Origin of the sequence: Flavobacterium ponti, from assembly GCF_042652765.1 — a bacterium.
Classification (GTDB): Bacteria; Bacteroidota; Bacteroidia; order Flavobacteriales; family Flavobacteriaceae; genus Flavobacterium; species Flavobacterium ponti.
The window spans coordinates 197,156-221,776 of the sequence record NZ_JBHSGW010000025.1 but is presented as its reverse complement, the minus strand read 5'-3'; the positions used below and the strand labels follow the sequence as shown (position 1 = coordinate 221,776).

The following is a 24,621-nucleotide window of genomic DNA, read 5'->3' as shown; positions in this document are numbered from 1 at the left end:
ATTTTATATGAAAAAAATAATTTTTATTGTAACACTTTTTTTTAGTTTTGCTATTTTAGCACAAACAGATGAGTTAAAAACCTTAGACAGAACTTATAATTTAAGTTCAGCACCTTCTCAAAAAGATATTGACAAAGTAAAAGTTGCTTTAGCCTCTTTGGATGGGATGTTGAGTAACTTAAGCCCTGAGCAAAAGAATAAATATAATTTTTACAAAGGAATTCAACCTCTAATGGAAGTTTTTGTAATTGCTATTAATAACCCTACTGATAAAACTGCCATTATAAACTCATTGGCTTATAATAAGCTAATTATAACTGCTGAATATTTTAATAAGGTTTTAGATTTCGAAAAGAATATTGTAAAAAAAGAACATACTAGTGATATAGTTAAAGATATAGTTCCTCTTATAAAACCTTTAGTTTTACAAAAAGCCTATACTTTAAATTCAAGTTCAAAATTTAAAGATGCATCTGATTATTTTTATTTAGCATATTTATTAGATAAAAACGATGGCTCAAACTTAGAAAATGCGGCAATTTTAAGTGTTCAATCAGAAGATTACAAAAAAGCCGAAAAACTTTATGAGGAATTTTTAAATAGCGATTATTTAACTAATGGAATAGTTTATTATGCAGTCAGTAAAGCAAATGAAAAAGAGGAAACTTTTCCAAGTTCTAAAGCAAGATTAAATGCTATAAATATTGGAACTCATGAAAAACCTAGAGATGAAAAAGTAATTTTAAAAAAACCAAGTATATATAAGATGTATGCTACTTTAGTTGAGAATAATGGAAATGTTGAAAAAGCAAAAAAAATATATAATGAGGCTAAAGAATTTAACAATGATGATTTAGAGCTTTTAACTAATGAAGCCAATTTATATTATAATTCAAATGATTTGGTAACATATTCTAAACTCATAAAAGAATTAGTAGAAAAAGATCCAAACAATGCAACTTTGCAATTTAAAATAGGTTATTTATCTATTGCAGAAGATGGTAAATTAGTTGAGGAAATTAATAAGAATTTGGATAATAGAACAAAATATGATGAATTAGTTTTAAAGAGAAAAAATTCTTTCATTAGAGCTTTGCCTTATTTTGAGAAGGCATATAATTTAGAGCCTACTAATGCAGATTATAAAAATGCATTAAAATCTACATATAATGTTTTGGATATGAAAGAAAAAGCAGATAAATTATAAAAAATAGAAATCCCGTTGAAAAACGGGATTTTTTTATATTATTTTTTTAATAACTCTTAATTTGTGAGTATGTCTACCAGTATCAACATTGTAAATACCCAAATGGTCTAATCTATCAATTCTTACTTTACCAGAAGCATGAATAATATAATTGTTTTCCATCATGATTCCAACGTGAATAATATGTCCTTCTTCATTATCAAAAAAAGCTAAATCACCTGGTTCACTTTCTTCAATAAAGCTTAAAGGGTCACCTTGGTTTGCTTGTTCAGAAGCATCTCTCAATAATTGGTAACCATTCAGTTTATAAACCATTTGTGTAAAACCAGAACAATCAATGCCAAAAGGGGATTTTCCACCCCATAAATAAGGAGCATTCAAATACATAAATGCTGTTTTAATTAATTCTGATTTATCTTTTATTCCACAAACTTTTAGACCATCAAATGAAAATTTAGAATCATTTATATCATCATTGTCTAAAAAGGACAGACTACTTCCCAATGGAATTGGTATCAATTGATTGTTAGGAGTAGAGATGTATTCAATCAAATCTGCACTTAATACGTTAGAAATTGTATTTAATATATCAAAATGCTCTTCAGATATAGTTTGAAATTGTTTATTATTAATCCATCCTTTGTAACCATCGTAAGCTAATTCAATATAAATCCATTTAGGTTTTTGCTCAATAATTCTAAAATGTTCACCAAATAAAAGCTGTGAAACCTGTTCACTTTTATCTGAAGGTTCAAATCGCAAAGGAACAATGGCAAGGTTACAAATTCCAAACATTTAAATAATGCAATTAGTAAAATTATGAGTTAGAACAAAATTATAATTCATAACTCATAATTCATAATTAAATTTAAGCTCTTTCAATCACAATCGCTGATGCACCACCTCCACCATTACAAATAGCAGCTGCTCCAACTTTTGCATTGTTTTGTAATAAAACATTAATTAAAGTTACAATAATTCTAGCACCTGAACATCCAAGAGGGTGACCTAATGAAACTGCACCACCATTAACATTTACTTTATCTTCATTTAACCCTAAAATTTTAGCATTAGCTAATCCTACAACTGCAAATGCTTCATTGAATTCAAAATAATCTACATCACTAATCGAAATTCCAGCTTTGTCTAACGCTTTTGGTAAAGCTTTAGCAGGAGCAGTTGTAAACCATTTTGGTTCTTGAGCTGCATCTGCATATGATTTTATGTAAGCTAAAGGAGTTAATCCTAAAGAATTTGCTTTTTCTTCACTCATTAAAACTAAAGCAGCAGCACCATCATTGATTGTTGAAGCATTAGCAGCTGTAACTGTACCATTTTTCGTAAATACTGGATTCAAAGCAGGGATTTTATCAAGCTTAACATTTGTATACTCTTCGTCTTTTGATACAATTAAGGCATCTCCACGACGTTGTGGTACTTCAACAGGTACAATTTCAGAATCAAATTTTCCAGCTTCCCAAGCTTTTGCTGAACGTTCATAAGATTGTATTGCAAAATTATCTTGTTCTTCTCTTGAAATTTTATATTCTGTTGCACACAAATCAGCACAAGTTCCCATTGCTTGATTATCATAAGCATCCACTAAACCATCTCTTTGCATTCCATCAACAAGTGAAGTAGGGCCAAATTTTACCCCATTTCTCATGTGAACATAGTGAGGAATCAAACTCATATTTTCCATTCCACCTGCAACAACAACTTCTGCATCACCAGCCATAATAGCTTGAGCACCTTGCATAACAGCTTTCATTCCACTAGCACAAACTTTATTGATTGTTGTACAAGGGACATTATTTGATAAACCTGCAGCTAATGCAGCTTGTCTAGCTGGTGCCTGACCATTTCCAGCCTGAACAACATTACCCATTATAACTTCATCTACAAGATTAACATCTAAATTGATTTTATTTAAAGCTCCTTTTATAGCAGTTGCACCTAACTGTGTAGCTGGAACAGTTGATAAAGCACCCATAAAACTTCCAATTGGAGTTCTTACTGCTGAAACGATAACTACTTTTGTACTCATAATATTTATTTTTTGCGAATTTAATAAATTTATACTTATTTTTTCTAAAATTAGAATTAAAATCATTGAAAAATAAGTAATGTTTGTGGAATAATTTATTTTTCTATTTTTTTTATAATTTCTATATACTTGATTTTTAATTAATTTTAATTTATTTTCATATTTAACTCAAAAAAAAGCAAAAAAATGTTGCAAGAATAAGATGTAAAACCTACATTTGCAACCGCTAAAAAGATAAGTTCTTTGCAGAAATAAAAAGATTGGAGAGTTGCCTGAGTGGCCGAAAGGACTTGTTTGCTAAACAAGCGTATGGGAAACTGTACCAAGGGTTCGAATCCCTTACTCTCCGCTTATTTTTTTTCGGGGTGTAGCGTAGCCCGGTCATCGCGCCTGCTTTGGGAGCAGGAGGTCGCAGGTTCGAATCCTGCCACCCCGACAAAATAAAGTTATTTTAATGACTTTGAACAGTAAATATTGGTTGCGTAGCTCAGCTGGATAGAGCAACTCACTTCTAATGAGTAGGTCCCAGGTTCGAATCCTGGCGCGATCACAAAAAAAGCCATGCAATTGCAAGGCTTTTTTGTTTTAGATATATTTTAAATCGATAAAATTCTAAAAAACAATCAAATTGATATCTCTGTATTCTATAGAAAACCAATCCGCTATTGATTTGTTGGTTAATAAACCATGATAGAAATAAACTCCATTTTTCAAACCCCTATTGCATCTAATAGCGCTTTCTAAACCACCATCTTCTGCAATTTGAAGTAAGAAAGGAGTAATAATGTTACTTATTGACAATGAAGCTGTTTTAGAATATCTTGAAGGAATATTTGGAACACAATAATGAATTACATTGTTTTTAATGAAAGTTGGTTTTTCATGTGTTGTAACTTCAGAAGTTTCAAAGCTTCCTCCAGAATCAATGCTTACATCTACAATAACAGCACCTTTTTTCATGTGTTCAACCATTGTTTCCGTTACAACAATAGGAGTCCTATTTTTACCTCTCATTGCACCAATAGCAACATCACATCTTCTTAAAGCTTTTACCAATGCTTTTTCTTGAATTGTAGAAGTAAATATTCTTTGGTTTAATAAATTTTGAAGTCGTCTTAATTTGGTAATAGAATTATCAAAAACTTTTACACTTGCACCAAGTCCTAAAGCAGTTCTTGCAGCAAATTCGGCAACTGTTCCCGCTCCAAGAATAACAATTTCTGTTGGAGGAACTCCTGTAATATTTCCAAATAATAATCCTTTACCTATGTTTTCATTAATCATTAATTCAGCTGCAATTAAAACAGAAGCAGTTCCTGCAATTTCAGATAAAGACTTTACAGCTGGATAAGAGCCATCTTCATCTTTTATGAATTCATAAGCTAAAGCTGTAATTCTTTTGTGTGCTAATGCTTCAAAATATGCTTTTTTCTGTGTTTTTAATTGAATGGCTGAAAGTACAATAGTCTGAGGGTTAATTAAGTCAATTTCATCAATTGTAGGTGGTTCAACCTTAAGAATCATTGGACAACTGAAAACTTTTTTAGTGTCTTTTGTAACTTCAGCTCCAGCATTACTGTATTCTATATCTGTGAAACTAGAACTTTCTCCAGCTCCAGATTCTATCATTACCCTGTGTCCTTGATGTACCAATGAACTAACTGCATCTGGTGTAAGGCAAATTCTTCTTTCTTGATAAGATATTTCTTTAGGAACACCAATAAATAATTCGCTTTTATGACGAGCTACTTCAAGTTTTTCTTCTTGAGGCATTAGTTGCATTTTAGAAAAAGGGGAAAAGGATGCCATAGTTTTTAGTTAAGTTGTGCCAAGTTACTTATTTTTTTCAATATTTAAAACAATGCTATTAAAATAAAAAAGTACTTTAATTAATTAAAATAAGTTGACGTTTTCCATTTTCAACTTCTTTAATAATGATTCTTGCATGATCCATTGGAATTAAATTTGGAGTCTTTTCGGGCCATTCTATAAAACACCAGTTTCCTGAGTAGAAGTATTCATCTAAGCCCATATCGTAGCCTTCAATTTCGTTATTTAAACGGTATAAATCAAAATGATAAATAGGTTCTAATTCGGAAGTTCGATATTCGTTAACGATTGAAAACGTTGGACTACTGCTATTATCAGAAACATTTAATTCTTTAACTAAAGCTTTAATTAAAGTTGTTTTTCCAACACCCATTGTCGCATCAAAAGTAATTACCTTCTTTAAACCAGGAAAGGCAAGAATTTTTTTTGCAACTTCATGTATTTCGTCTAATGAAAAAGTAATTTCCATTTAAAGATTTGTATAATTTGTTAAAACTAATTTCTTGGTTCAAAAACTAAGAAAGGAATAATCATTTCTTCTAAAGAAATTCCACCATGTTGATAAGTATTTCTATAATAACTTACATAGTGGTTGAAATTATTCACGTAAGCTAAAAATAAGTCATTCTTTGCAAAAATAAACGAACTACTCATATTTATTGCTGGTAAACCTACTTTTTTAGGATCTTTTATGGCATAAACATCTCTATCTTCATAGGTTAAACTTCTTCCTGTTTTATAACGTAAGTTTAAACTAGTGTTTTTATCACCAATTACTTTTGAAGGATTTTTACAGTTAATTGTTCCATGATCAGTTGTTAAAATCAACTTGAAACCTAATTGTTGTGCTTGTTGAATCATTTCTAACAATGGAGAATTTTTAAACCAACTCAAAGTTAAAGAACGATAAGCTTTATCATTAGATGCTAATTCTTTCACAACATCCATTTCGGTTTTAGAGTGAGAAAGCATATCTACAAAATTGTAAACAATAGTGGTTAAATCATTATCTTTTAATCCTTTAAAATTTTCAGCTAACTTTTTACCGTCTTTAAAATTAGTGATTTTATAATATTCTTGTTTGATATTTAAACCCAAACGCTTTAATTGTTCGGTTAAAAACTCTCCTTCATAAAGGTTTTTTCCACCATCATCCACATCATTTTTCCAATACTGAGGAAATTTCTTTTCCATATCTAACGGAGTCAAACCACTAAAAATAGCATTTCGAGCATATTGAGTTGCTGTTGGTAAAATAGAGTAGTAGCTTACTTCTTTTTCCAGTTTGTAATGATTATTTACAATACTTTCAAATGCTTTCCATTGGTCATAACGCAAATTATCAATTACAATAAAAAGAACTGGCTTTTCTTTTTTTCTAAGTTCTGGAGCTACTAATTCTCCAAATATTTCATGTGATAAAAATGGTTTGTCTTTGGTATTAGTAAACCAATCTTCGTAATTACGTTCAATAAATTTACCAAATTGCGTATTTGCTTCTAGTTTTTGACTTTCTAAAATCTCAATCATACTTTGAGATTCAATATTTTCTAGTTCCAATTCCCAAAAAATTAATCTTTTGTACATCTCAACCCAATCTTCAAAAGAATTTACCATAGCCATATCCATTGCTATTTTACGAAATTCTTTTTGGTAGTCTAAAGTAGTTTTATCTGAAACCAGTCTTGAATGATCTAAGTTCTTTTTTAAACTTAACAAAATTTGATTTGGGTTTACTGGTTTTATTAGGTAATCAGCTATTTTTGAACCGATAGCTTCTTCCATGATGTATTCTTCCTCACTTTTTGTAATCATTATTACAGGAACTGAAGATTTCTTTTCTTTCATTTCTGAAAGTGTTTCTAAACCACTCAAACCAGGCATGTTTTCATCTAAAAAAACGATATCAAAATTTGTTTCTTCAAATAAATCTATAGCATCTTGTCCGTTGTTACAAGTTGTAACGTCGTAATTTTTCTTTTCTAGGAATAATATATGAGGTTTTAATAAATCTATTTCGTCATCAACCCAAAGAATTTTTATCTTATTCATATTATGTGGAATGTTTATCTGTTCTTACTTATTAATAAAGAATGCAAGTTAGTACTAATACAACGTTGAATGTATTAAAATTTGTATAAAATTTTATAGAATTTCCAGTAAAAATAAATCTTTTACAATAACCTCAAAAATCCTTACTTTTACCAAAAATATTTTTTGTGAGCCAAATCAATAAACTCAAGATTTTTAACGATCCAATTTATGGTTTTATCACCATTCCTAATACGTTAATTTACGATTTAATTCAACATCCTTATTTTCAGCGATTGCGAAGAATATCGCAAATGGGTTTAACTTATTTAGTTTATCCAGGAGCACATCATACTCGTTTTCATCACGCTTTAGGATGTATGCATTTAATGCAAAAAGCCATTCAAACCCTTCGTTTTAAAGCTGTTGAAATTTCTGAAGATGAAGAAAATGCTTTGTTAATTGCCATTTTGTTACATGATATTGGTCATGGCCCTTTTAGTCATGCCATGGAACAAAGTATTGTTGATGAAGTTCATCACGAACAATTGTCTTTGTTGTTTATGGAGCAATTGAATAAGGAATTTGACGGAAAATTAATATTAGCTATTCAAATTTTTAAAGAGCAATATCATAGAAAATTCATGCTACAATTGGTTTCGAGTCAGTTGGATATGGATCGAATGGATTATTTGCGAAGAGATAGTTTTTACAGTGGTGTTGCAGAAGGAAACATTAATAGCGAACGTTTGATTCAAATGATGAATGTTCAAGATGATGTATTAGTTATTGAAGAGAAAGGAATTTATTCGGTTGAAAAATTCTTAATGGCAAGACGATTGATGTATTGGCAAGCCTATTTGCATAAAACAAGTGTGGTTTCTGAAATTATCTTGATGAATATTTTAAAAAGAGCCAAAGAATTAACTCAAAACGGAATTGTTTTAAACTGTAGTGAACCTTTGCAATTCTTTTTAAATCATAAAATTTCTTTTGAAAACTTTGATGCAAAAATTCTTCAGACCTTTTCTTATTTAGACGATTTTGATGTCATGAGTGCTATTAAGAATTGGCAATTTCATGATGATTTTGTATTGAGTTCACTTTCAAAAATGATTATCAATAGGGATTTATTAAAAATTCAAATGATGGACGATAAACCAAACAAAGAGAGTTTGTTATCTTATAAAAATAAATTTATTTCAATTCATAAAACAACAGCTTTGGAAACCGAATATTTTGTTTTTAAAGGAAAAATAAAGAACCAAGCTTACAACAAAGAAAGTGAACCTATTCGTATCCTAAAAAAGGATGGAACCATAGAAGATGTAGCACAAGCTTCTGATCAATTAAGTCTTAAAGCATTATCAAAACCAGTTACAAAATATTTTATTTGTTATCCAAAAGAATTGATAGTTGCATAGCTATTTGATTTAATTTTATATTTTTGTGAGATTGAAATATAATTAAGGATCTTTCAACTATAATGTAAAAAAGAAAATTCCGTCAGGATTGACGGTAACTTAAAAATTTTAAATGAAGTTTACAGCAGAACAAATTGCAGGTATATTAAATGGTGAAGTAGTAGGTAATCCTAATGCTGAAGTCTATAAATTAGCAAAAATTGAGGAAGGATCAGAAGGATCGCTTACTTTTTTAGCAAATAAAAAATACAGCAATTATATATATTCAACTTTAGCTACTATAACAATTGTAAATCATGATTTTGTAGCTGAACAAGAAATAACTACTACATTAATTAGAGTAGAAGATGCTTACAAATCATTTTCAACTCTTTTAGAATACTACAATCAAGTAAAATTGATGAAATCAGGTATTGAGCAACCTTCAATGATTTCAGAGAATGTAACTTATGGTGAAGGTCTATATTTAGGTAGCTTCTGTTATATTGGAAAGAATGTAACTATAGGAAAGAATGCCAAAATTTATCCTAATACTTTCATTGGTGATAATGTTGTTATTGGTGATGATTGTATTTTTTTTGCTGGAGTTAGAGTTTATTCTGAAACTGAAATAGGAAATAATTGCACTTTCCATTCAGGAAGTATTATTGGTTCTGATGGTTTTGGATTTGCACCTCTTGAGGATGGGACTTATTCCAAGATTCCTCAAATTGGTAATGTAATTATTGAAGATAATGTTGAAGTAGGAGCAAACACAACTATAGATAGAGCAACATTAGGTTCTACTATTATTAGAAAAGGAGTTAAATTAGACAATCATATTCAGGTAGCTCATAATGTAGAAATCGATGAAAACACCGTAATTGCTGCTCAAACCGGAATTGCAGGTTCAACCAAAATTGGTAAAAACTGTATGATTGGTGGACAAGTTGGTATAGCTGGACATTTAGTTATAGGAAATGGTGTGAAAATTCAAGCACAAGCTGGAATTGGAAAAAGTATTGGTGATAATGAAGTTGTGCAAGGTTCACCTGCTTTTAACTATGGTGATTTTGCAAAATCATATGTGCATTTCAAAAATTTGCCGAATATTGTCAATGAATTAGAAGAATTAAAAAAGAAATAACAAGTTTAAATTAGATATTTTATGGTTAAACAGACAACCATTGCAGGAGAAATTACCCTAAAAGGTGTTGGACTTCATACAGGACAAGAAGTAACAATGACATTTAAACCTGCACCAGTAAATAATGGTTTTACATTTATTAGAGTTGATTTAGAAGGTGAGCCAATGATAGAGGCTGATGCTAATTATGTAATGAATACACAACGTGGTACAAATCTTGAAAAAAGAGGAGTTTTTATTCAGACATCTGAGCACGTTTTAGCTGCATTTGTTGGCTGTGATGTTGATAATGTTATCATTGAACTAAATGCTTCTGAACCACCAATAATGGATGGATCATCAAAATATTTTGTGGAAGCTATTGAAAAAGTAGGTGTTGTTGAGCAAGATGCTGATCGAAAAGTGTATGTTGTTAAAGAAGTTATTTCATATACAGATGAGGCAACAGGAAGTGAAATCACTGTGATTCCTCATGATACTTATTGTGTAACCGCAATGGTGGATTTTGGTACTAAAGTTTTAGGAACTCAAAATGCTACGATGAAAAATATTTCTGAATTCAAAACAGAAATTTCAGATAGTAGAACTTTTAGTTTTTTACATGAATTAGAAGCTTTACTAAATAATGGCTTAATTAAAGGTGGTGATTTAAACAATGCTATTGTTTATGTAGATAAGGAAATTTCTGATGACACAATGAGTAACCTTAAAAAAGCCTTTGGAAAAGATAAAATATCAGTTAAACCAAATGGAATTTTAGATAATTTAGAATTGCATCATCCTAATGAAGCTGCTCGTCATAAATTATTAGATGTTGTTGGAGATTTAGCTTTAGTAGGATGTAGAATTCAAGGAAAAGTTATTGCCAATAAACCAGGACATTTCGTAAATACACAATTTGCTAAAAAACTTTCTAAAATAATTAAGATAGAAGAAAGAAACCAAGTTCCAGTGTATGATTTGCATAAAGAGCCTCTGATGGATATTCATCAAATTATGGCTATGTTGCCTCATAGACCACCATTCTTATTGGTAGATAGAATATTAGAAATGTCAGATTCTCATGTAGTTGGATTGAAAAATGTGACTATGAATGAGCCTTTCTTTGTAGGTCATTTTCCAGATGCACCAGTTATGCCAGGAGTTTTAATAGTAGAAGCAATGGCACAATCAGGTGGAATTTTAGTCTTAAGTACGGTTCCAGATCCTGAAAATTATCTAACATTCTTTATGAAAATAGATAATGTAAAATTCAAACAAAAAGTATTACCAGGTGATACCTTAATTTTTAAATGTGATTTAATTACACCTATTAGACGTGGAATTTGTCACATGCAAGCCAATGCCTATGCTAATGGTAAACTAGTAGCTCAAGCAGAATTAATGGCTCAAATAGCAAAAAAACAATAAAAGATGAATCAACCATTAGCCTATGTACATCCAGGAGCAAAAATAGCTCGAAATGTAGTAATCGATCCCTTTACAACCATTCATAATAATGTAATTATTGGAGAAGGAACTTGGATTGGTTCAAATGTAACTATTATGGAAGGAGCTCGAATTGGAAAAAATTGTAATATTTTTCCAGGTGCAGTAATTTCAGCCGTTCCTCAAGATTTAAAATTTGGAGGAGAAGATTCTTTGGCTATTATTGGAGACAATACAACCGTTAGAGAATGTGTAACTATCAATAGAGGAACAATAGCTTCGGGTCAGACTAAAATTGGAAACAATTGTCTTATCATGGCAACTGCTCATATTGCTCACGATTGTCATATTGGTGATAATGCAATTATTGTAAATGGAGTAGCTTTAGCTGGACATGTAACCATTGGAAATTATGCAATAATTGGTGGTTTAGCAGCTATTCATCAGTTTATTTCAATAGGAGAACATGCAATGGTTTCTGGTGGATCTTTAGTGAGGAAAGATGTTCCTCCTTTTACAAAAGCTGCAAAAGAACCATTATCTTACGTAGGAATAAACTCTGTAGGATTAAGAAGAAGAGGATTTACAACTGAAAAAATTAGAGAAATTCAAGATATTTATAGAATTCTCTACCAAAAGAATTACAATACATCTCAAGCAGTTGCAATTATTGAAGCTGAAATGGAAGCAACTCCAGAAAGAGATGAAATTATTCAATTCATCAGAAGTTCATCAAGAGGTATAATGAAAGGATATACAGGAGTTTAAACCCTGAACAAACAAAAATTAAAAACCAAAACAAACAAATATAATGGCAAGTACATCAGATATTAGAAACGGATTATGTATCAAATATAATCATGATATTTATAAAATTATCGAATTTTTACACGTTAAACCAGGAAAAGGACCAGCGTTTGTAAGAACAAAATTAAAATCAGTAAGTAATGGAAAAGTATTAGATAATACATTTTCTGCAGGTCATAAAATAGATGTAGTTCGTGTAGAAACTCACACTTACCAATTTTTATATGCAGAAGGAAATACATTTCATTTTATGAATGTAGATAACTACGAACAAATTACTTTACAAAGAGACGTATTAGATGCTCCAGATTTATTGAAAGAAGGAACAAATGTAATGCTGCAAATCAACACTGAAACTGATTTACCTTTATCAGTAGATATGCCAGCTTCAGTTATTCTTGAAGTAACTTATACTGAACCAGGTGTTAAAGGAAATACTGCAACTAATGCTACAAAACCTGCAACTGTTGAAACTGGTGCTTCAGTAAATGTGCCTTTATTTATTAATGAAGGTGATAAAATTAAAATTGACACAGCTTCTGGTAACTACATGGAGCGTATAAAAGAGTAATTTATTTTCTATATGAAATTTCCAAAAACATATACTTTAAGCGAAATTGCTACTATTATTAATACGGAATTCGTAGGTGATGCAAATTTTCCTATTCAAGGAATGAATGAAATTCATGTTGTTGAACCTGGAGATATTGTTTTTGTGGATCATCCAAAATATTATGATAAAGCTTTACAATCTGCAGCAACTATTGTTTTAATTAACAAAAAAGTAGACTGTCCTGAAGGTAAAGCTTTATTAATTTCTGATGACCCTTTTCGGGATTTCAATACATTAACAAAACACTTTAAACCTTTTCAACCAATTAATATTCCAATTTCAGACAGTTCTACAGTTGGAGAAAATACTTACATTCAACCTAACTGTTTCATTGGAAATCATGTGTCAATTGGTAAAAATTGTATTATTCACTCTAATGTTTCTATTTATGATAATACTGTTATTGGAGATAATGTAATTATTCATGCAGGAACAATCATAGGAGCTGATGCATTTTATTATAAAAAACGTGCAGAAGGCTTTGATCAATTACTTTCTGGTGGAAGAGTTGTTATTAAAGATAATGTTGGAATAGGAGCCTTGTGTACAATTGACAAAGGTGTTACAGGTGATACAACAATTGGTGAAGGAACAAAAATTGATAATCAAGTGCATGTTGGTCATGATACGGTTATTGGTAAAAAATGTTTAATTGCAGCTCAAACCGGAATTGCAGGTTGTGTTATTGTTGAAGATGAAGTAACGCTTTGGGGACAAGTTGGAACTACTAGTGGAATCACCATTGGCTCAAAAGCTGTTGTAATGGGACAAACTGGTATCACAAAATCAATTGAAGGATCTAAAGTTTATTTTGGTACTCCAATTGAAGAATCTAGAGAAAAACTAAAGCAGTTAGCAAATATTAAAAGAATACCTGAAATTTTAAAAAAGATTCAAAATGACTAATGTTGAAATTATAAAGGATTTTTATACAACTGATAATTTTAGAAATTTAGATTATGTTGATAAATTAGTTGACGACTCTATTTCTCTTGAATGGAATAGTTCAGTGGGTCAATTTACATATAATAAATCTGATATATTGAAGCTTACTAAAGAGTTATTTGAGAATTATTCTTATTCAAAAATAGACTTATTAACCGTTTTTGGTGAAGGTGATTCTGTTGCAGCACGATATAATTATTATGCATCAACAATTGAAAATCCTTCTGAAGTCATTTTAATAACAAAAATTATAGTGATTTGGGAATTTAAAAATGGAAAAATCATTAAAGGGTATCAATCTTCAGTTCTTGGATAAGATAGATACATATAAAATCAATAAAAAAGCAGAAGTAATTATAAAGTTAACTTCTGCTTTTTGGTTTATAACCAAAATAGCTAGTTATAAATTATGGATTTCTAATCGTATTTTTCCACTTTCTCCAGCATTTGATTTTTTGGAGAACATCCCAAATTTTATTCATTTATCTTTATTTATTTTATTTCTTACAGGAATAACTTTAGTGTTTATTTTTCCCAATAAAAAAATACTCTTTGTTGGAATACTTTTAATGGAAATTTTTACCTGTTTACTTGATCAAAATCGCTGGCAACCATATGAATATCAATTTATATTGACTTTTGTTTTCTTTTTGTTTTACCATAAAAATAAGAAGCAATTTTTAAATTATTTTGCTTTCTTACTTCTTGTAATTTACTTAAATAGTGGATTGCATAAACTAAATGGTAGTTTTTTATATACTGTTTGGGAAAACATGATTTTACATCGGTTCTTCGGATTTGAACATGAATTAATTAAAAATAGTGGACTACATTACTTCGGTTTGTTACTTGGACTAATTGAAGTACTTGCTGCTTTAGGTTTATTTTTTAAGCAAACTCAAAAAATTTCCGCAATAGCTTTAATTGGAATGCATCTTTTTATTATTGCAATGATTTCACCATTTGGATTAAACTATAATTCTATTGTATGGCCATGGAATATTTTGATGATTTTGTTTTTGTATGTAGTTTTTATTTCAAATTATCCAATAAAAATATCATTTAAAAAAATAATTGAAGGTTATAATTTTGTTTTATTTGTTTTGATAGGCATAATGCCGTTTTTCTGTTTTTTAGGAATTTGGGATAATTTTCTCTCATTTAACTTATATTCAGGAGGGACAAAATATTTAGAGATATGTGTTGAAAATCCTAAAGAATTAAAAAAGATTGAAGTCTATAAATTTAAAAAAGGGAAATTCTGTGATGATAAAGTAGCAATATCTGTACATGATTGGTCTTTAAAAGAATTAAACATAACAGTTTATCCAGAACGAAGAATTCTAATAGATGTTATCAAAAAATGGAAGAAACAAAACCCAAATTGCAAAGCAACCTTCTATATTTATAGTTATCCTTATAAAAAAGAAAATATAGAAACTTTTCAGTAGTAAAATATTTTTTAAAAACTTTATTAATCAATCAAAAAATATTACTTTTGCTACACTTTTAATAAAATAAATTAAAAATAACAACATGAGTGTTTTAGTAAACAAAGATTCAAAAATAATAGTTCAAGGATTTACAGGTAGTGAAGGAACTTTTCACGCTACTCAAATGATTGAATATGGTACAAATGTAGTAGGTGGTGTAACTCCAGGAAAAGGTGGTTCAACACATTTAGATAGACCTGTTTTTAATACTGTGCAAGATGCAGTTGAACAAGCTGGAGCTGATACTTCTATATTATTCGTACCACCAGCTTTTGCTGCTGATGCAATTATGGAAGCTGCTGATGCTGGAATTAAAGTAATTATTTGTATTACTGAAGGAATTCCTGTTGCTGATATGATTAAAGCTTATGATTATATTCAAGATAGAGATTGCCGTTTAGTTGGACCTAACTGTCCAGGTGTAATCACTCCAGGTGAAGCTAAAGTTGGAATTATGCCAGGTTTCGTATTCAAAAAAGGAAATGTAGGTATTGTTTCTAAATCTGGAACTTTGACATATGAAGCTGCTGACCAAGTTGTAAAACAAGGTATGGGAATCACAACTGCTATCGGAATTGGTGGTGACCCAATTATTGGAACAACTACAAAAGAAGCAGTTGAATTATTAATAAACGATCCAGAAACTGAATGCGTAGTTATGATTGGTGAAATTGGAGGTCAATTAGAAGCTGATGCTGCTAAATGGTACAAAGAAAGTGGAAGTAAAAAACCTATCGTAGGATTTATTGCTGGTGAAACTGCTCCTGCTGGAAGAACAATGGGTCATGCTGGTGCAATCGTTGGAGGTTCTGATGATACTGCAGAAGCTAAGAAAAGAATCATGAGAGAAAACGGAATTCACGTTGTTGATTCACCTGCTGAAATCGGTAAAAAAGTGAAAGAAGTAATGGGATAATTGATTCCAAACTAATTATAAAAAAGCTCCATGTTCGTTTTGAATTTGGAGCTTTTTCTTTATAAATTATCTACTCAAATTATTATTTAATTGCATTATTCTATTTTTAAAACATTAAAATAATAGTATATTTGAACTTTATATTTTAAACACAAGTAATATGAAATTATTAGACGGAAAAGTTGCTATTATAACAGGAGCAAGTCGTGGAATTGGAAGTGGAATTGCTAAAGTATTTGCTGAACAAGGTGCAAACGTAGCTTTTACATACAGTTCATCTGCAGAATCTGCATTAGCTTTAGAAAACGAATTAAATGCTTTAGGAGTTAAAGCAAAAGGATATAAATCAAATGCTGCTGATTTTAATGAAGCTCAAAAGTTGGTTGATGATGTAATGGCTGAATTTGGAAATCTTGATATCTTGATTAACAACGCTGGAATCACAAAAGACAACTTATTAATGAGAATGTCTGAAGAAGATTTTGATAAAGTAATCGAAATCAACTTGAAGTCTGTTTTTAATATGACAAAAGCAGTTCAAAAAATCATGCTTAAAAACCGTAAAGGTTCTATCGTAAACATGAGTAGTGTAGTAGGAGTGAAAGGTAATGCTGGACAAGCAAATTATGCTGCTTCAAAAGCTGGTATGATTGGTTTTACAAAATCTATAGCTTTAGAATTAGGTTCAAGAAATATTCGTTGCAACGCAATCGCACCAGGTTTCATTGAAACTGAAATGACTGCAAAATTAAACGAAGATGTAGTAAAAGGTTGGAGAGAAGCTATTCCATTAAAAAGAGGAGGAACACCTGAAGATATTGCAAACGTTTGTGTATTTTTATCATCTGATATGAGTGCTTACGTAACCGGACAAGTTATTAATGTTGATGGAGGAATGTTAACTTAACAGTTTGTAGTTAATAGTTTATGGTTTATAGTTAACCGTAAACAATAAACAATAAACCATAAACACAAAAATGACCAAAATCACAATCTTCCTTCTAATTCTATCAGTAGTAATCGCTGGATTATTGTCGTTTTATCAATACCTATATAAAGTCAAGAACAAGTCAACTTTGAATTTGTTTTTGACTTTTTTACGTTTTGTGTCTTATTTTACGGTGTTTTTGCTGTTGATTAATCCAATTATCTCTCGAAAAACGTTGGAAACTTCAAAAACTCCTTTGCCTATATTTTTTGATAATTCACAATCTATCAATGAATTAGGAGCTTCTGAAAATATTTCAAAGGTTTTTAAAGCTTTAAGCGAAAATAGCAAGTTGAAAGATAAATTTGAACTGCAAACGTATTTGTTTGATGATGAAATTTATCAAGATAAAGCCTTAGATTTTAAAGGGAAACAATCTAAAATTGATCAAATAGCTAAAGACATAAAACAACTATACAAAGCACCAATTTTTCCTGTGATTTTGGTTACGGATGGAAATCAAACCCAAGGAAGTGATTATATTTATTCTTTTCAGTCGAATGCTAATGTATTCCCAGTAATTGTTGGTGATACAACAGAAGTGGAAGATTTAAAAATCAATCAAGTAAACGTGAATAAATACGCGTTTTTAAAGAATAAATTTCCAGTTGAAGTATTTGTACAATATAATGGTCAAAAGTCAATTAGTGCTAATGTTTCTATATCTGAAAATGGAAGTGTGTTTTTTAAAGAAACCGTTTCACTTTCAGCCAGTCAAAAGGTGAAAACAGTAACAGCTTTGTTGAATGCAAATTCTATTGGAACAAAAAAATACACAGTTACTATTTCAAGTAGTTTAACTGAAAAAAATAAAACCAATAACACCAAATATTTTGCCGTTGAAGTTTTAGACCAAAGAAAAGAAATTGCGTTAATTTCTTCTGTAAATCATCCAGATTTAGGAGCTATTAAAAGAAGTATAGAAGCTAATCAACAGCGTAAAGTAACCATTCTTAAACCAAAGGAAGTTAATGATTTAACTAAATTCAATGTCTGTATATTTTATCAACCAACTTCTGAATTTTCGACCGTAATTAGTCAAGCTAAAAAGTTAGGATTAAATGCGTTTTTCATTACAGGAAAGTCAACTGATTTTAATGTAATGAATCAATCGCAAACCGATTTAACCTTTAAAATGGCTAATCAAAAAGAGAATTATGTAGCTTCATACAATGAACAATTTAACTTATTTGCTCAAGACAATATTGGTTTCGATTATTTTCCACCTTTAGAAAATGGATTTGGTTCTATCAAAGCGAATAGTAATGTTTCTGTTTTGCTAGGTTCAAAAATCAATCGCATTGAGGTTGAAAATCCAATGTTGTGTTTTTCTGAAAATGGTGCGAATAGAAATGCTTATTTGTTGGGAGAAAACATTTGGAAATGGAGAATCGAAAGTCACGTTAAAACGAAAGAATTTACGCAATTTGATACCTTTATGGACAAAATTGTACAATTCTTGACGACAAATAGTGCTAAAAAATCATTAGTTGTAAATCATGAATCGTTTTATAATTCAGGTGAACCAATCGAAATTACGGCTCAATTTTTCAATAAGAATTACGAATTTGATGAAAATGCCAAATTAGCTATCAATCTACAAAATAAGACTAAAAATACTTCTAAAACTTACGATTTCTTAAAAGGAAATAACGAATACAAAGTAAGTTTAGACAATTTAGAAGCTGGAAATTATAGTTTCACTGTTACCGAAAAGAACAGCAACACTAAATATTCAGGTTCATTTGAAATTTTAGATTTTGAAATCGAAAAACAATTTGTAAACGCTGATAAAAATCGTTTAGAACAATTGGCTCAAAACACCAATGGAAAAGCTTTTTATCCAACAAATATTGATGCTTTAGTTGATAATTTATTAGCAAACGATAATTACAAATCCATTCAAAAAGAAATCGTTAAAAAATCTCCTTTGATTGATTGGGTTTGGTTGTTGATTTTATTAGCTATTGCTTTGGCTACGGAATGGTTTGTTAGGAAGTATAATGGGTTGTTGTAGATTCTTAATTTATAATATTTTTAATCTAATTTTTAATTTAGAAAAGCTTTCTGTAAGATAATTTATAAAAAAAGGGTCGCAAAAATTTTACTTTTCACAACCCAGACTTACAATTAAAATTATATTAACAAACAATCATCTTATTAGAAAAGATTTGTAAAAACTCCATTCATTCTTTGAAACAAACCTTTGTGTTTGATCAATGTATCACTAAAGGCTGCATTTAAAACACCTAAAATCAAACCCGAAGTCACACTTGTGGAAATTGATTTTATAAATAATTCAATTAAACTTATGGAATTTGAAAAATCGATTTCAAAAACACTGTAAACCAAAAGGCCTAAATAAATACTTAATGTTGTAGAACAAAATGTAGTTTTAAAAATTTCTATTTTACTTTTCATTTTATTTGCAATTAGGAGCTATTACAAATTTAGAAGATTCATAAAATAAATTTTACGGTTTTTAGTTAAAAATGTTACGGTTTTATTTATTCTTTTAATATTTTTTGTGCATCAACATATCAGAAGCTGTTTGATAAAAAGCCGTAGATTCTTTAATTAAATCTTGTCGTTTTGAGGTCATTAGTGTTTCTTCATAGAAAATTCTATAATCTTCTTGAAGTTTGGAATTATCTAATTGTTTTAAAGCAAATTGTTTTGATTTTTTTACTGGAGAAATAATCGTTAGAACATTATCTTTTATATATCCTAAATCTTGATATGTAGCAATAAAAGCTCTAGGTTGGTAAACGTCTTTTAAAACATCTTGTCCATAAAATTTACTTTCATAATCAAAATTTAACAATCCAAAAAGTGTTGGCATTAAATCGATTTGTGACATTAATTTTTTATTATTTTCGGGTTTAATAAATCCTGGTCCATAAATCATAGCAGGAATTCTGTATTTATCCATAGGTAATTCCGTTTTTCCAGAACTTGAAGCACAATGATCTGCTACAATTACAAAAACGGTATTTTTAAACCAAGGTTCTTTTGCAGCTTTGTTGAAAAACTGACGTAAAGCATAATCGGTATATTTCACACCACCATTACGCGATTTTATAGTTGGAGAAATATCAATTTTTCCATCAGGATAGGTAAAAGGTCTGTGGTTACTTACGGTCATCCAATGATTAAAAAATGGTTTTCCCGTTTTAGCTTCTTCATTCATGGTTTTTATCGCTTTGTTTGCCATATCTCCATCACAAACACCCCAAATATTTGCAAAGGTGATTTCGTTTTCAGAAAATGAGCTTTTATCTACAATGTCATAACCATTTCCGCTAAAAAAATCTTGCATATTGTCAAAAAAAGCATCACCACCATATAAATATTTAGTTTGATAGCCTTTTTTCTGAAAAATACTAGCTGTACTAAATTTGTTTTTGTTGTCTTCACGTTTTACCACACTTTCACCAGGAGTTGGAGGAATACACAAAGTCATAGCTTCTAAACCACGAACGGTTCTGTTTCCTGTGGCATATAAATTAGAAAAATTTAAACTTTGTAAGGCTAAAGAATCTAAAAAAGGTGTTATATTTTGTTCATTGCCATACATTTTCATGAATTCTGCACTTAAACTTTCTATGGTAATTAAAACCACATTCATTTTTCTTTCAGTTGAATCAGACTGAATAGTTCTTAGAGTAGAATTAGATTGAATTGTAGGAATTTGTTTTTTCAATAATGCATAAGCTTCTTCATTTGGTATAGTTTCATAAAACTTAAAGAAATCTAATTCACTATGCATAAAAGCACCATAAAATTTGTAAATTCCATTGGCTTGTAATTCATTGGTAAAAACATTGGGTGAATTTTCTTGCTTAGCCAAAACTGGAATTAATTTTAAGGACACAAACAACAACAAACCATAAATTCCTATTATTTTTAATTTATCAATAAAAGTTGGAATATTTTCTAAATATATTTTAGATTTTTTTACAATAATATAAGTTGAAACTAAAGCAACTAATCCAACAGCTGTGAATAATGGAACAACAGGATAAGATTCCATTATATTTCCAATGACTGTATTGGTGTATACTAAATAATCTACAGCAATGAAGTTATATCGAACTCCAAATTCATTCCAAAAGAAGAATTCGCTAACTGCATTTTGAATTAGGATTAATACAAAAATGAAAATAGTTACGGAGAAAACAGCTAATCTTATTGTTCTTCTCTGTTTAGGAAGCAATAATAAAAGACCTATTAATACTGTTTTTATTCCAATAAATACAATTCCTATAGTAGGTAGAACACCACCATATTCATTTAAAATTGTCTTTCCTGATAAAATATAGATTAGCAAAGCCAAATAAATTCCAAATAGAACATAACCCCAAGGTTTATTGAATTTAGAATCCGAAAGAAAAATGAGATATATCCATAAAAAAACACTTGCCACAATAAAAACAAGTAAATCAGATATTAATCCTAACGTAAAAATTTTAACTAGTGCTAAAACTCCAAATTTTGTTTGGGTTATAGGATGAAAGAGAAGTACAATTCTTAAAATAAATCCAAGTAATAAATAAAATAAACCAAGGTTTTTAAAGGGTGCAAAATATTTTGAATAATTCATAGAACATTAATAAATATAGTGATTCAAAGGTATTTTAGCTTGTTAATTATTAAATTAAGATTGGCTTAATATTTGCTTAATCTTAAATAAGTAAAACCTTAAGATTAGCTTAAAATAATTCTAATCTTATACGATTAAAGTTTTAATTTCGTTATTTTGAATAAAAATTGATATCATGAATAAAGTATTATTAATCATTTGTTTTTTAACAACTTCGCTAATTTCTGCTCAAGACTGGAAAACCAATTTTGAAAAAGCTAAAGAAGAAGCTACTTCAGAATCTAAAAATATTATTTTAGTGTTTTCAGGTTCAGATTGGTGTGCACCTTGTATTAAGCTAGACAGAACAATTTGGCAATCTGATGAATTTAAAAATGAAGCTCCTGAAAATTGGGTTTTATTAAAAGCTGATTTTCCAAAAAAGAAAGCTAATGCATTATCAGAAGCTCAAACAAAAGCCAATCAAGAATTAGCTGAGATTTATAATCCAGAAGGTAGTTTTCCTAAAGTTATTGTACTGAACCATGAAGGTAAAGTTTTAGGAATAATGGGTTATGAAAAGATTGACGCTAAAGAGTATATTGCAAAATTAAAATCCTTTAAAGAATAGTGAAGTTTTTCTTTGTTAGCATATTGTCACTTTTTTCTTATATAAGTTTTGGTCAAATTACTTACAAGAAAAAGGCATCTCTTTTGGGAAGTCCTTTTGATATTACAGTGGTTGCAAAAGATAGTATAGAAGGTAACATTTATACAGAAGATGCAATTGCTGAAGTAAAAAGAATTGAAAATTTAATTTCAGATTGGATTCCTACATCACAAATTTCTATGGTTAACATAAATGCAGGAATTCAACCTGTAAAAGTTGATTTAGAAGTTTATAGTTTAGTGGAAAGAGCTATTAGAATTTCAAAATTAACAGATGGAGCTTTTGATATTTCATATGCTTCAATGGATAAAATTTGGAAATTTGATGGCAGTATGAAAAAAATGCCTACTGCTGAAGAAATAAAAAAATCAGTAGCAAAAGTAGGATATAAAAATATTATTTTAAATGCAAAGGACACGACTATTTTCTTGAAAAATAAGGGAATGAAGTTGGGTTTAGGTGGAATAGGACAAGGTTATATTGCTGATAAAATCAAAGAATTATTACAATCTAAAGGATGTGTAGCTGGAATTGTAAATGTTTCTGGAGACATAAGTACATGGGGAAAACAGATTGATGGAAAACTTTGGACAATAGGAATTATAAACCCAATGAATAAGAACAAAGTATTTGCTACTTTTCCATTAGAAGATACAGCTGTAGAAACTTCAGGAAGTTATGAAAAATTTGTTACATTTGATGGAAAAAGATACTCTCATATTATTGATCCACGAACAGGTTATCCAGCAAGTGGAATTGTAAGTATATCTGTTTTTGCTAAACAAACAGAATTAGCAGATGCTTTGGCAACAGGTATTTTTGTTATGGGAGTTGAAGTTGGTCTCGATTTTGTCAATCAAATTAACGGTATTGATTGTATAATTGTAGATGATAAAGGAGTAATTCATGCTTCAAAAAATATTGATTTAAAAAAATACGAATAGATGAAAAAAATAATCATTGTTGCAGTCGTTTTGATAAGCTTACAATCTTGTAAAGCAGTAAAAGAATATGACATGCAGAACATTAACGATACAAGCATGAAACTATCTGCTCAAACTTCTGAACGATATGAAACAGCTTTTCAAGTATATAGAGAAGCTGCTGCTGGTGCTAATGGTGGAAAAACAGGTGGTGGTTGTGGTTGTAACTAATTAATTATGAGAAAGCTATTAATTTTATTTGCACTTTGCAATATTTCCATATCATTTGCTCAAGAAAATGATAGTATTGTTTATAAAAAACGTGTTTTAGAAAGCACTGAAGTTGACTTTTTATTGAGTTATTATAAACAAGATGGAGTGCATTCAGCAGTTTCTGGTGGAATGGGTTCAGAAGATTTAACAGATGTGGCTTCAAACATTGTGGTTTCCTTACCCATGAATGAAGATGATATTCTGACTTTTGATGCTGGAATTTCTGCTTATACTTCAGCATCTTCAAGTAATATCAATCCATACGATAAAACGAATACAAATCCCTGGCAAGCTTCTTCTGGAGCTTCTCAATCTGATGCGCTGACATCTTTAGTCGCAAATTATAGTCATTCAAGTGATGATAGAAATTTTGTTTGGAATGCTGATGTTTCATTCTCTAATGAATATGATTATACTTCCATTGGTTTTGGAGGTGGAATTGCTAAACTTTTCAATAATAAAAACACTGAACTTTCATTAAAAGCCAATGTATATTTAGATCAATGGAGACCCATTTACCCAAAAGAGCTAATTGACTTTGCAGACAATAGATTCTTTTATAATGTAATTGATGAAAACGGAACTTCAACAAATTCTTACAATCCATCAATGTTTTCAACTATCGATAAAGTAAACCGTAATTCGTATTCAGCTTCATTTGGTTTTTCTCAAGTAGCGACAAAAAATATGCAATTCTCTTTGTTTTTTGATGTAATTCAACAACAAGGATTGCTTTCAACACCTTATCATAGAGTTCATTTTGCAGATAAAGCAGATTATTATGTAGGTCAAGCCCAATATATTCCGGTTTATGAAACAACACAAAATCAAGGGGTTTACAAATTAGCAGATGACATTGAACGTTTACCAGATTCCAGAACAAAAATTCCTATTGGAGCACGTTTGAATTATTATTTAAATGAACGTGTAACTATTCGAACGTATTATAGGTATTATTGGGACAATTGGGACATAACATCTCACACAGCAAGTATCGAATTACCTATAAAAATATCTGATAAGTTCACGGTTTTTCCAATGTATCGATATTACACCCAGCAGCAATCTAAATATTTTGCAGCTTTTGAAAAACATCTTTCAACGGAAGAATTTTATACTTCTGATTATGACTTGTCGACCTTCAATGCCAATCAATATGGTTTTGGTGTAAACTATGTAGATATTTTTACAAATTTTCAAATTTGGAAATTTGGCTTAAAAAATATCGATTTCAGATTTAATCATTATGCCAGAAGTGATGGTTTAAATGCAAATATTGGAAGTATTGGTTTCAAATTTGTAATGTAAACTTAATTTA

Annotated in this window: 23 protein-coding genes and 3 tRNA genes; 19 read left to right on the top strand and 7 right to left on the bottom strand. The window is 29.8% G+C overall.

From position 1 onward, the window contains the following. Nucleotides 1-7 precede the first annotated feature (7 nt). Nucleotides 8-1,207 (top strand): tetratricopeptide repeat protein, encoded by a 1,200-nt coding sequence (locus tag ACFO3U_RS09310; protein ID WP_379741053.1) that lies wholly within the window; start codon nt 8-10, stop codon nt 1,205-1,207. A gap of 33 nt (nt 1,208-1,240) precedes the next feature. Here the strand turns inward: ACFO3U_RS09310 and ACFO3U_RS09305 are convergent, their stop codons facing one another. Then, nucleotides 1,241-2,002 carry a C40 family peptidase gene (locus tag ACFO3U_RS09305; protein WP_379741050.1) on the bottom strand — a complete coding sequence of 254 codons (762 nt, stop codon included), beginning with the start codon at nt 2,000-2,002 and terminating at the stop codon, nt 1,241-1,243. Nucleotides 2,003-2,075: 73 nt separating this feature from the next. Further along, nucleotides 2,076-3,254 carry an acetyl-CoA C-acyltransferase gene (locus ACFO3U_RS09300; RefSeq protein ID WP_379741047.1) on the bottom strand — a complete coding sequence of 393 codons (1,179 nt, stop codon included), beginning with the start codon at nt 3,252-3,254 and terminating at the stop codon, nt 2,076-2,078. 262 nt (nt 3,255-3,516) lie between these two features. On the opposite strand from ACFO3U_RS09300, the gene ACFO3U_RS09295 reads away from it, so the two are divergent. The 3 genes from ACFO3U_RS09295 (at nt 3,517) to ACFO3U_RS09285 (ending at nt 3,804) form a co-directional block, all read left to right on the top strand. After that, nucleotides 3,517-3,603 (top strand) — tRNA-Ser (locus ACFO3U_RS09295). Nucleotides 3,604-3,615: 12 nt separating this feature from the next. Continuing rightward, nucleotides 3,616-3,690: transfer RNA gene (locus ACFO3U_RS09290), tRNA-Pro, on the top strand. Nucleotides 3,691-3,730: 40 nt separating this feature from the next. Then, nucleotides 3,731-3,804, top strand: a tRNA-Arg gene (locus ACFO3U_RS09285). Between the two features lie 62 nt (nt 3,805-3,866). On the opposite strand, the gene ACFO3U_RS09280 is transcribed toward ACFO3U_RS09285, so the two are convergent. From ACFO3U_RS09280 to porX, 3 genes are all read right to left on the bottom strand, one after another. Beyond that, nucleotides 3,867-5,063, bottom strand: coding sequence for an alanine dehydrogenase (locus ACFO3U_RS09280; protein WP_379741044.1), 1,197 nt, complete (start codon nt 5,061-5,063; stop codon nt 3,867-3,869). Nucleotides 5,064-5,139: 76 nt separating this feature from the next. Continuing rightward, nucleotides 5,140-5,553 carry a tRNA (adenosine(37)-N6)-threonylcarbamoyltransferase complex ATPase subunit type 1 TsaE gene (gene tsaE / locus ACFO3U_RS09275; protein ID WP_379741041.1) on the bottom strand — a complete coding sequence of 138 codons (414 nt, stop codon included), beginning with the start codon at nt 5,551-5,553 and terminating at the stop codon, nt 5,140-5,142. A 26-nt stretch (nt 5,554-5,579) separates the two neighbouring features. After that, nucleotides 5,580-7,136: a T9SS response regulator signal transducer PorX gene (porX, locus tag ACFO3U_RS09270; protein ID WP_379741038.1), complete on the bottom strand. Its 1,557-nt coding sequence runs from the start codon at nt 7,134-7,136 to the stop codon at nt 5,580-5,582. A 167-nt stretch (nt 7,137-7,303) separates the two neighbouring features. On the opposite strand from porX, the gene ACFO3U_RS09265 reads away from it, so the two are divergent. The 11 genes from ACFO3U_RS09265 (at nt 7,304) to ACFO3U_RS09215 (ending at nt 18,872) form a co-directional block, all read left to right on the top strand. Beyond that, nucleotides 7,304-8,539: an HD domain-containing protein gene (locus ACFO3U_RS09265; protein WP_379741035.1), complete on the top strand. Its 1,236-nt coding sequence runs from the start codon at nt 7,304-7,306 to the stop codon at nt 8,537-8,539. A 112-nt stretch (nt 8,540-8,651) separates the two neighbouring features. Next, nucleotides 8,652-9,665, top strand: coding sequence for a UDP-3-O-(3-hydroxymyristoyl)glucosamine N-acyltransferase (gene lpxD, locus ACFO3U_RS09260; protein ID WP_379741032.1), 1,014 nt, complete (start codon nt 8,652-8,654; stop codon nt 9,663-9,665). A gap of 21 nt (nt 9,666-9,686) precedes the next feature. Continuing rightward, nucleotides 9,687-11,075, top strand: a complete 1,389-nt coding sequence (locus ACFO3U_RS09255; RefSeq protein ID WP_379741028.1) for a bifunctional UDP-3-O-[3-hydroxymyristoyl] N-acetylglucosamine deacetylase/3-hydroxyacyl-ACP dehydratase — start codon at nt 9,687-9,689, stop codon at nt 11,073-11,075. Nucleotides 11,076-11,078: 3 nt separating this feature from the next. Continuing rightward, complete coding sequence (lpxA, locus tag ACFO3U_RS09250; protein WP_379741025.1) at nt 11,079-11,861, top strand: acyl-ACP--UDP-N-acetylglucosamine O-acyltransferase; 783 nt, start codon at nt 11,079-11,081, stop codon at nt 11,859-11,861. A 43-nt stretch (nt 11,862-11,904) separates the two neighbouring features. After that, nucleotides 11,905-12,471 carry an elongation factor P gene (gene efp, locus ACFO3U_RS09245; RefSeq protein WP_379741022.1) on the top strand — a complete coding sequence of 189 codons (567 nt, stop codon included), beginning with the start codon at nt 11,905-11,907 and terminating at the stop codon, nt 12,469-12,471. A gap of 12 nt (nt 12,472-12,483) precedes the next feature. Beyond that, on the top strand, nt 12,484-13,419 hold the full coding sequence (locus ACFO3U_RS09240; protein ID WP_379741019.1) for a UDP-3-O-(3-hydroxymyristoyl)glucosamine N-acyltransferase: 936 nt from the start codon (nt 12,484-12,486) through the stop codon (nt 13,417-13,419). Further along, entirely contained in the window at nt 13,412-13,774 is a 363-nt protein-coding gene (locus ACFO3U_RS09235; RefSeq protein ID WP_379741016.1) for a nuclear transport factor 2 family protein, read from the top strand. The genes ACFO3U_RS09240 and ACFO3U_RS09235 overlap by 8 nt, the downstream gene beginning before the upstream one ends. Next, nucleotides 13,731-14,909 (top strand): hypothetical protein, encoded by a 1,179-nt coding sequence (locus ACFO3U_RS09230; protein ID WP_379741013.1) that lies wholly within the window; start codon nt 13,731-13,733, stop codon nt 14,907-14,909. The genes ACFO3U_RS09235 and ACFO3U_RS09230 overlap by 44 nt, the downstream gene beginning before the upstream one ends. A gap of 85 nt (nt 14,910-14,994) precedes the next feature. Further along, on the top strand, nt 14,995-15,867 hold the full coding sequence (gene sucD, locus ACFO3U_RS09225) for a succinate--CoA ligase subunit alpha (RefSeq protein WP_379741010.1): 873 nt from the start codon (nt 14,995-14,997) through the stop codon (nt 15,865-15,867). A 160-nt stretch (nt 15,868-16,027) separates the two neighbouring features. Next, the gene (fabG, locus tag ACFO3U_RS09220) at nt 16,028-16,774 is read left to right on the top strand and encodes a 3-oxoacyl-[acyl-carrier-protein] reductase (protein ID WP_379741007.1); all 747 of its coding nucleotides are present in this window, start codon (nt 16,028-16,030) and stop codon (nt 16,772-16,774) included. A gap of 70 nt (nt 16,775-16,844) precedes the next feature. After that, a complete protein-coding gene (locus ACFO3U_RS09215; protein WP_379741004.1) occupies nt 16,845-18,872 on the top strand; it encodes a hypothetical protein in 2,028 nt (675 codons plus the stop codon). A 143-nt stretch (nt 18,873-19,015) separates the two neighbouring features. On the opposite strand, the gene ACFO3U_RS09210 is transcribed toward ACFO3U_RS09215, so the two are convergent. Together ACFO3U_RS09210 and ACFO3U_RS09205 are read right to left on the bottom strand one after the other, a co-directional pair. Then, the gene (locus ACFO3U_RS09210) at nt 19,016-19,276 is read right to left on the bottom strand and encodes a hypothetical protein (RefSeq protein WP_379741001.1); all 261 of its coding nucleotides are present in this window, start codon (nt 19,274-19,276) and stop codon (nt 19,016-19,018) included. Nucleotides 19,277-19,370: 94 nt separating this feature from the next. Further along, nucleotides 19,371-21,458 carry an LTA synthase family protein gene (locus ACFO3U_RS09205; protein ID WP_379740998.1) on the bottom strand — a complete coding sequence of 696 codons (2,088 nt, stop codon included), beginning with the start codon at nt 21,456-21,458 and terminating at the stop codon, nt 19,371-19,373. Between the two features lie 175 nt (nt 21,459-21,633). On the opposite strand from ACFO3U_RS09205, the gene ACFO3U_RS09200 reads away from it, so the two are divergent. The 4 genes from ACFO3U_RS09200 to ACFO3U_RS09185 are packed head-to-tail and all read left to right on the top strand — an operon-like array spanning nt 21,634 to nt 24,611. Next, nucleotides 21,634-22,068, top strand: coding sequence for a thioredoxin family protein (locus ACFO3U_RS09200; protein WP_379740995.1), 435 nt, complete (start codon nt 21,634-21,636; stop codon nt 22,066-22,068). Further along, entirely contained in the window at nt 22,068-23,051 is a 984-nt protein-coding gene (locus tag ACFO3U_RS09195; protein ID WP_379740992.1) for an FAD:protein FMN transferase, read from the top strand. The genes ACFO3U_RS09200 and ACFO3U_RS09195 overlap by 1 nt, the downstream gene beginning before the upstream one ends. Then, a complete protein-coding gene (locus tag ACFO3U_RS09190; protein WP_379740989.1) occupies nt 23,052-23,261 on the top strand; it encodes a DUF4266 domain-containing protein in 210 nt (69 codons plus the stop codon). A 6-nt stretch (nt 23,262-23,267) separates the two neighbouring features. Then, the gene (locus tag ACFO3U_RS09185) at nt 23,268-24,611 is read left to right on the top strand and encodes a DUF3570 domain-containing protein (RefSeq protein ID WP_379740986.1); all 1,344 of its coding nucleotides are present in this window, start codon (nt 23,268-23,270) and stop codon (nt 24,609-24,611) included. Nucleotides 24,612-24,621: the final 10 nt, after the last annotated feature.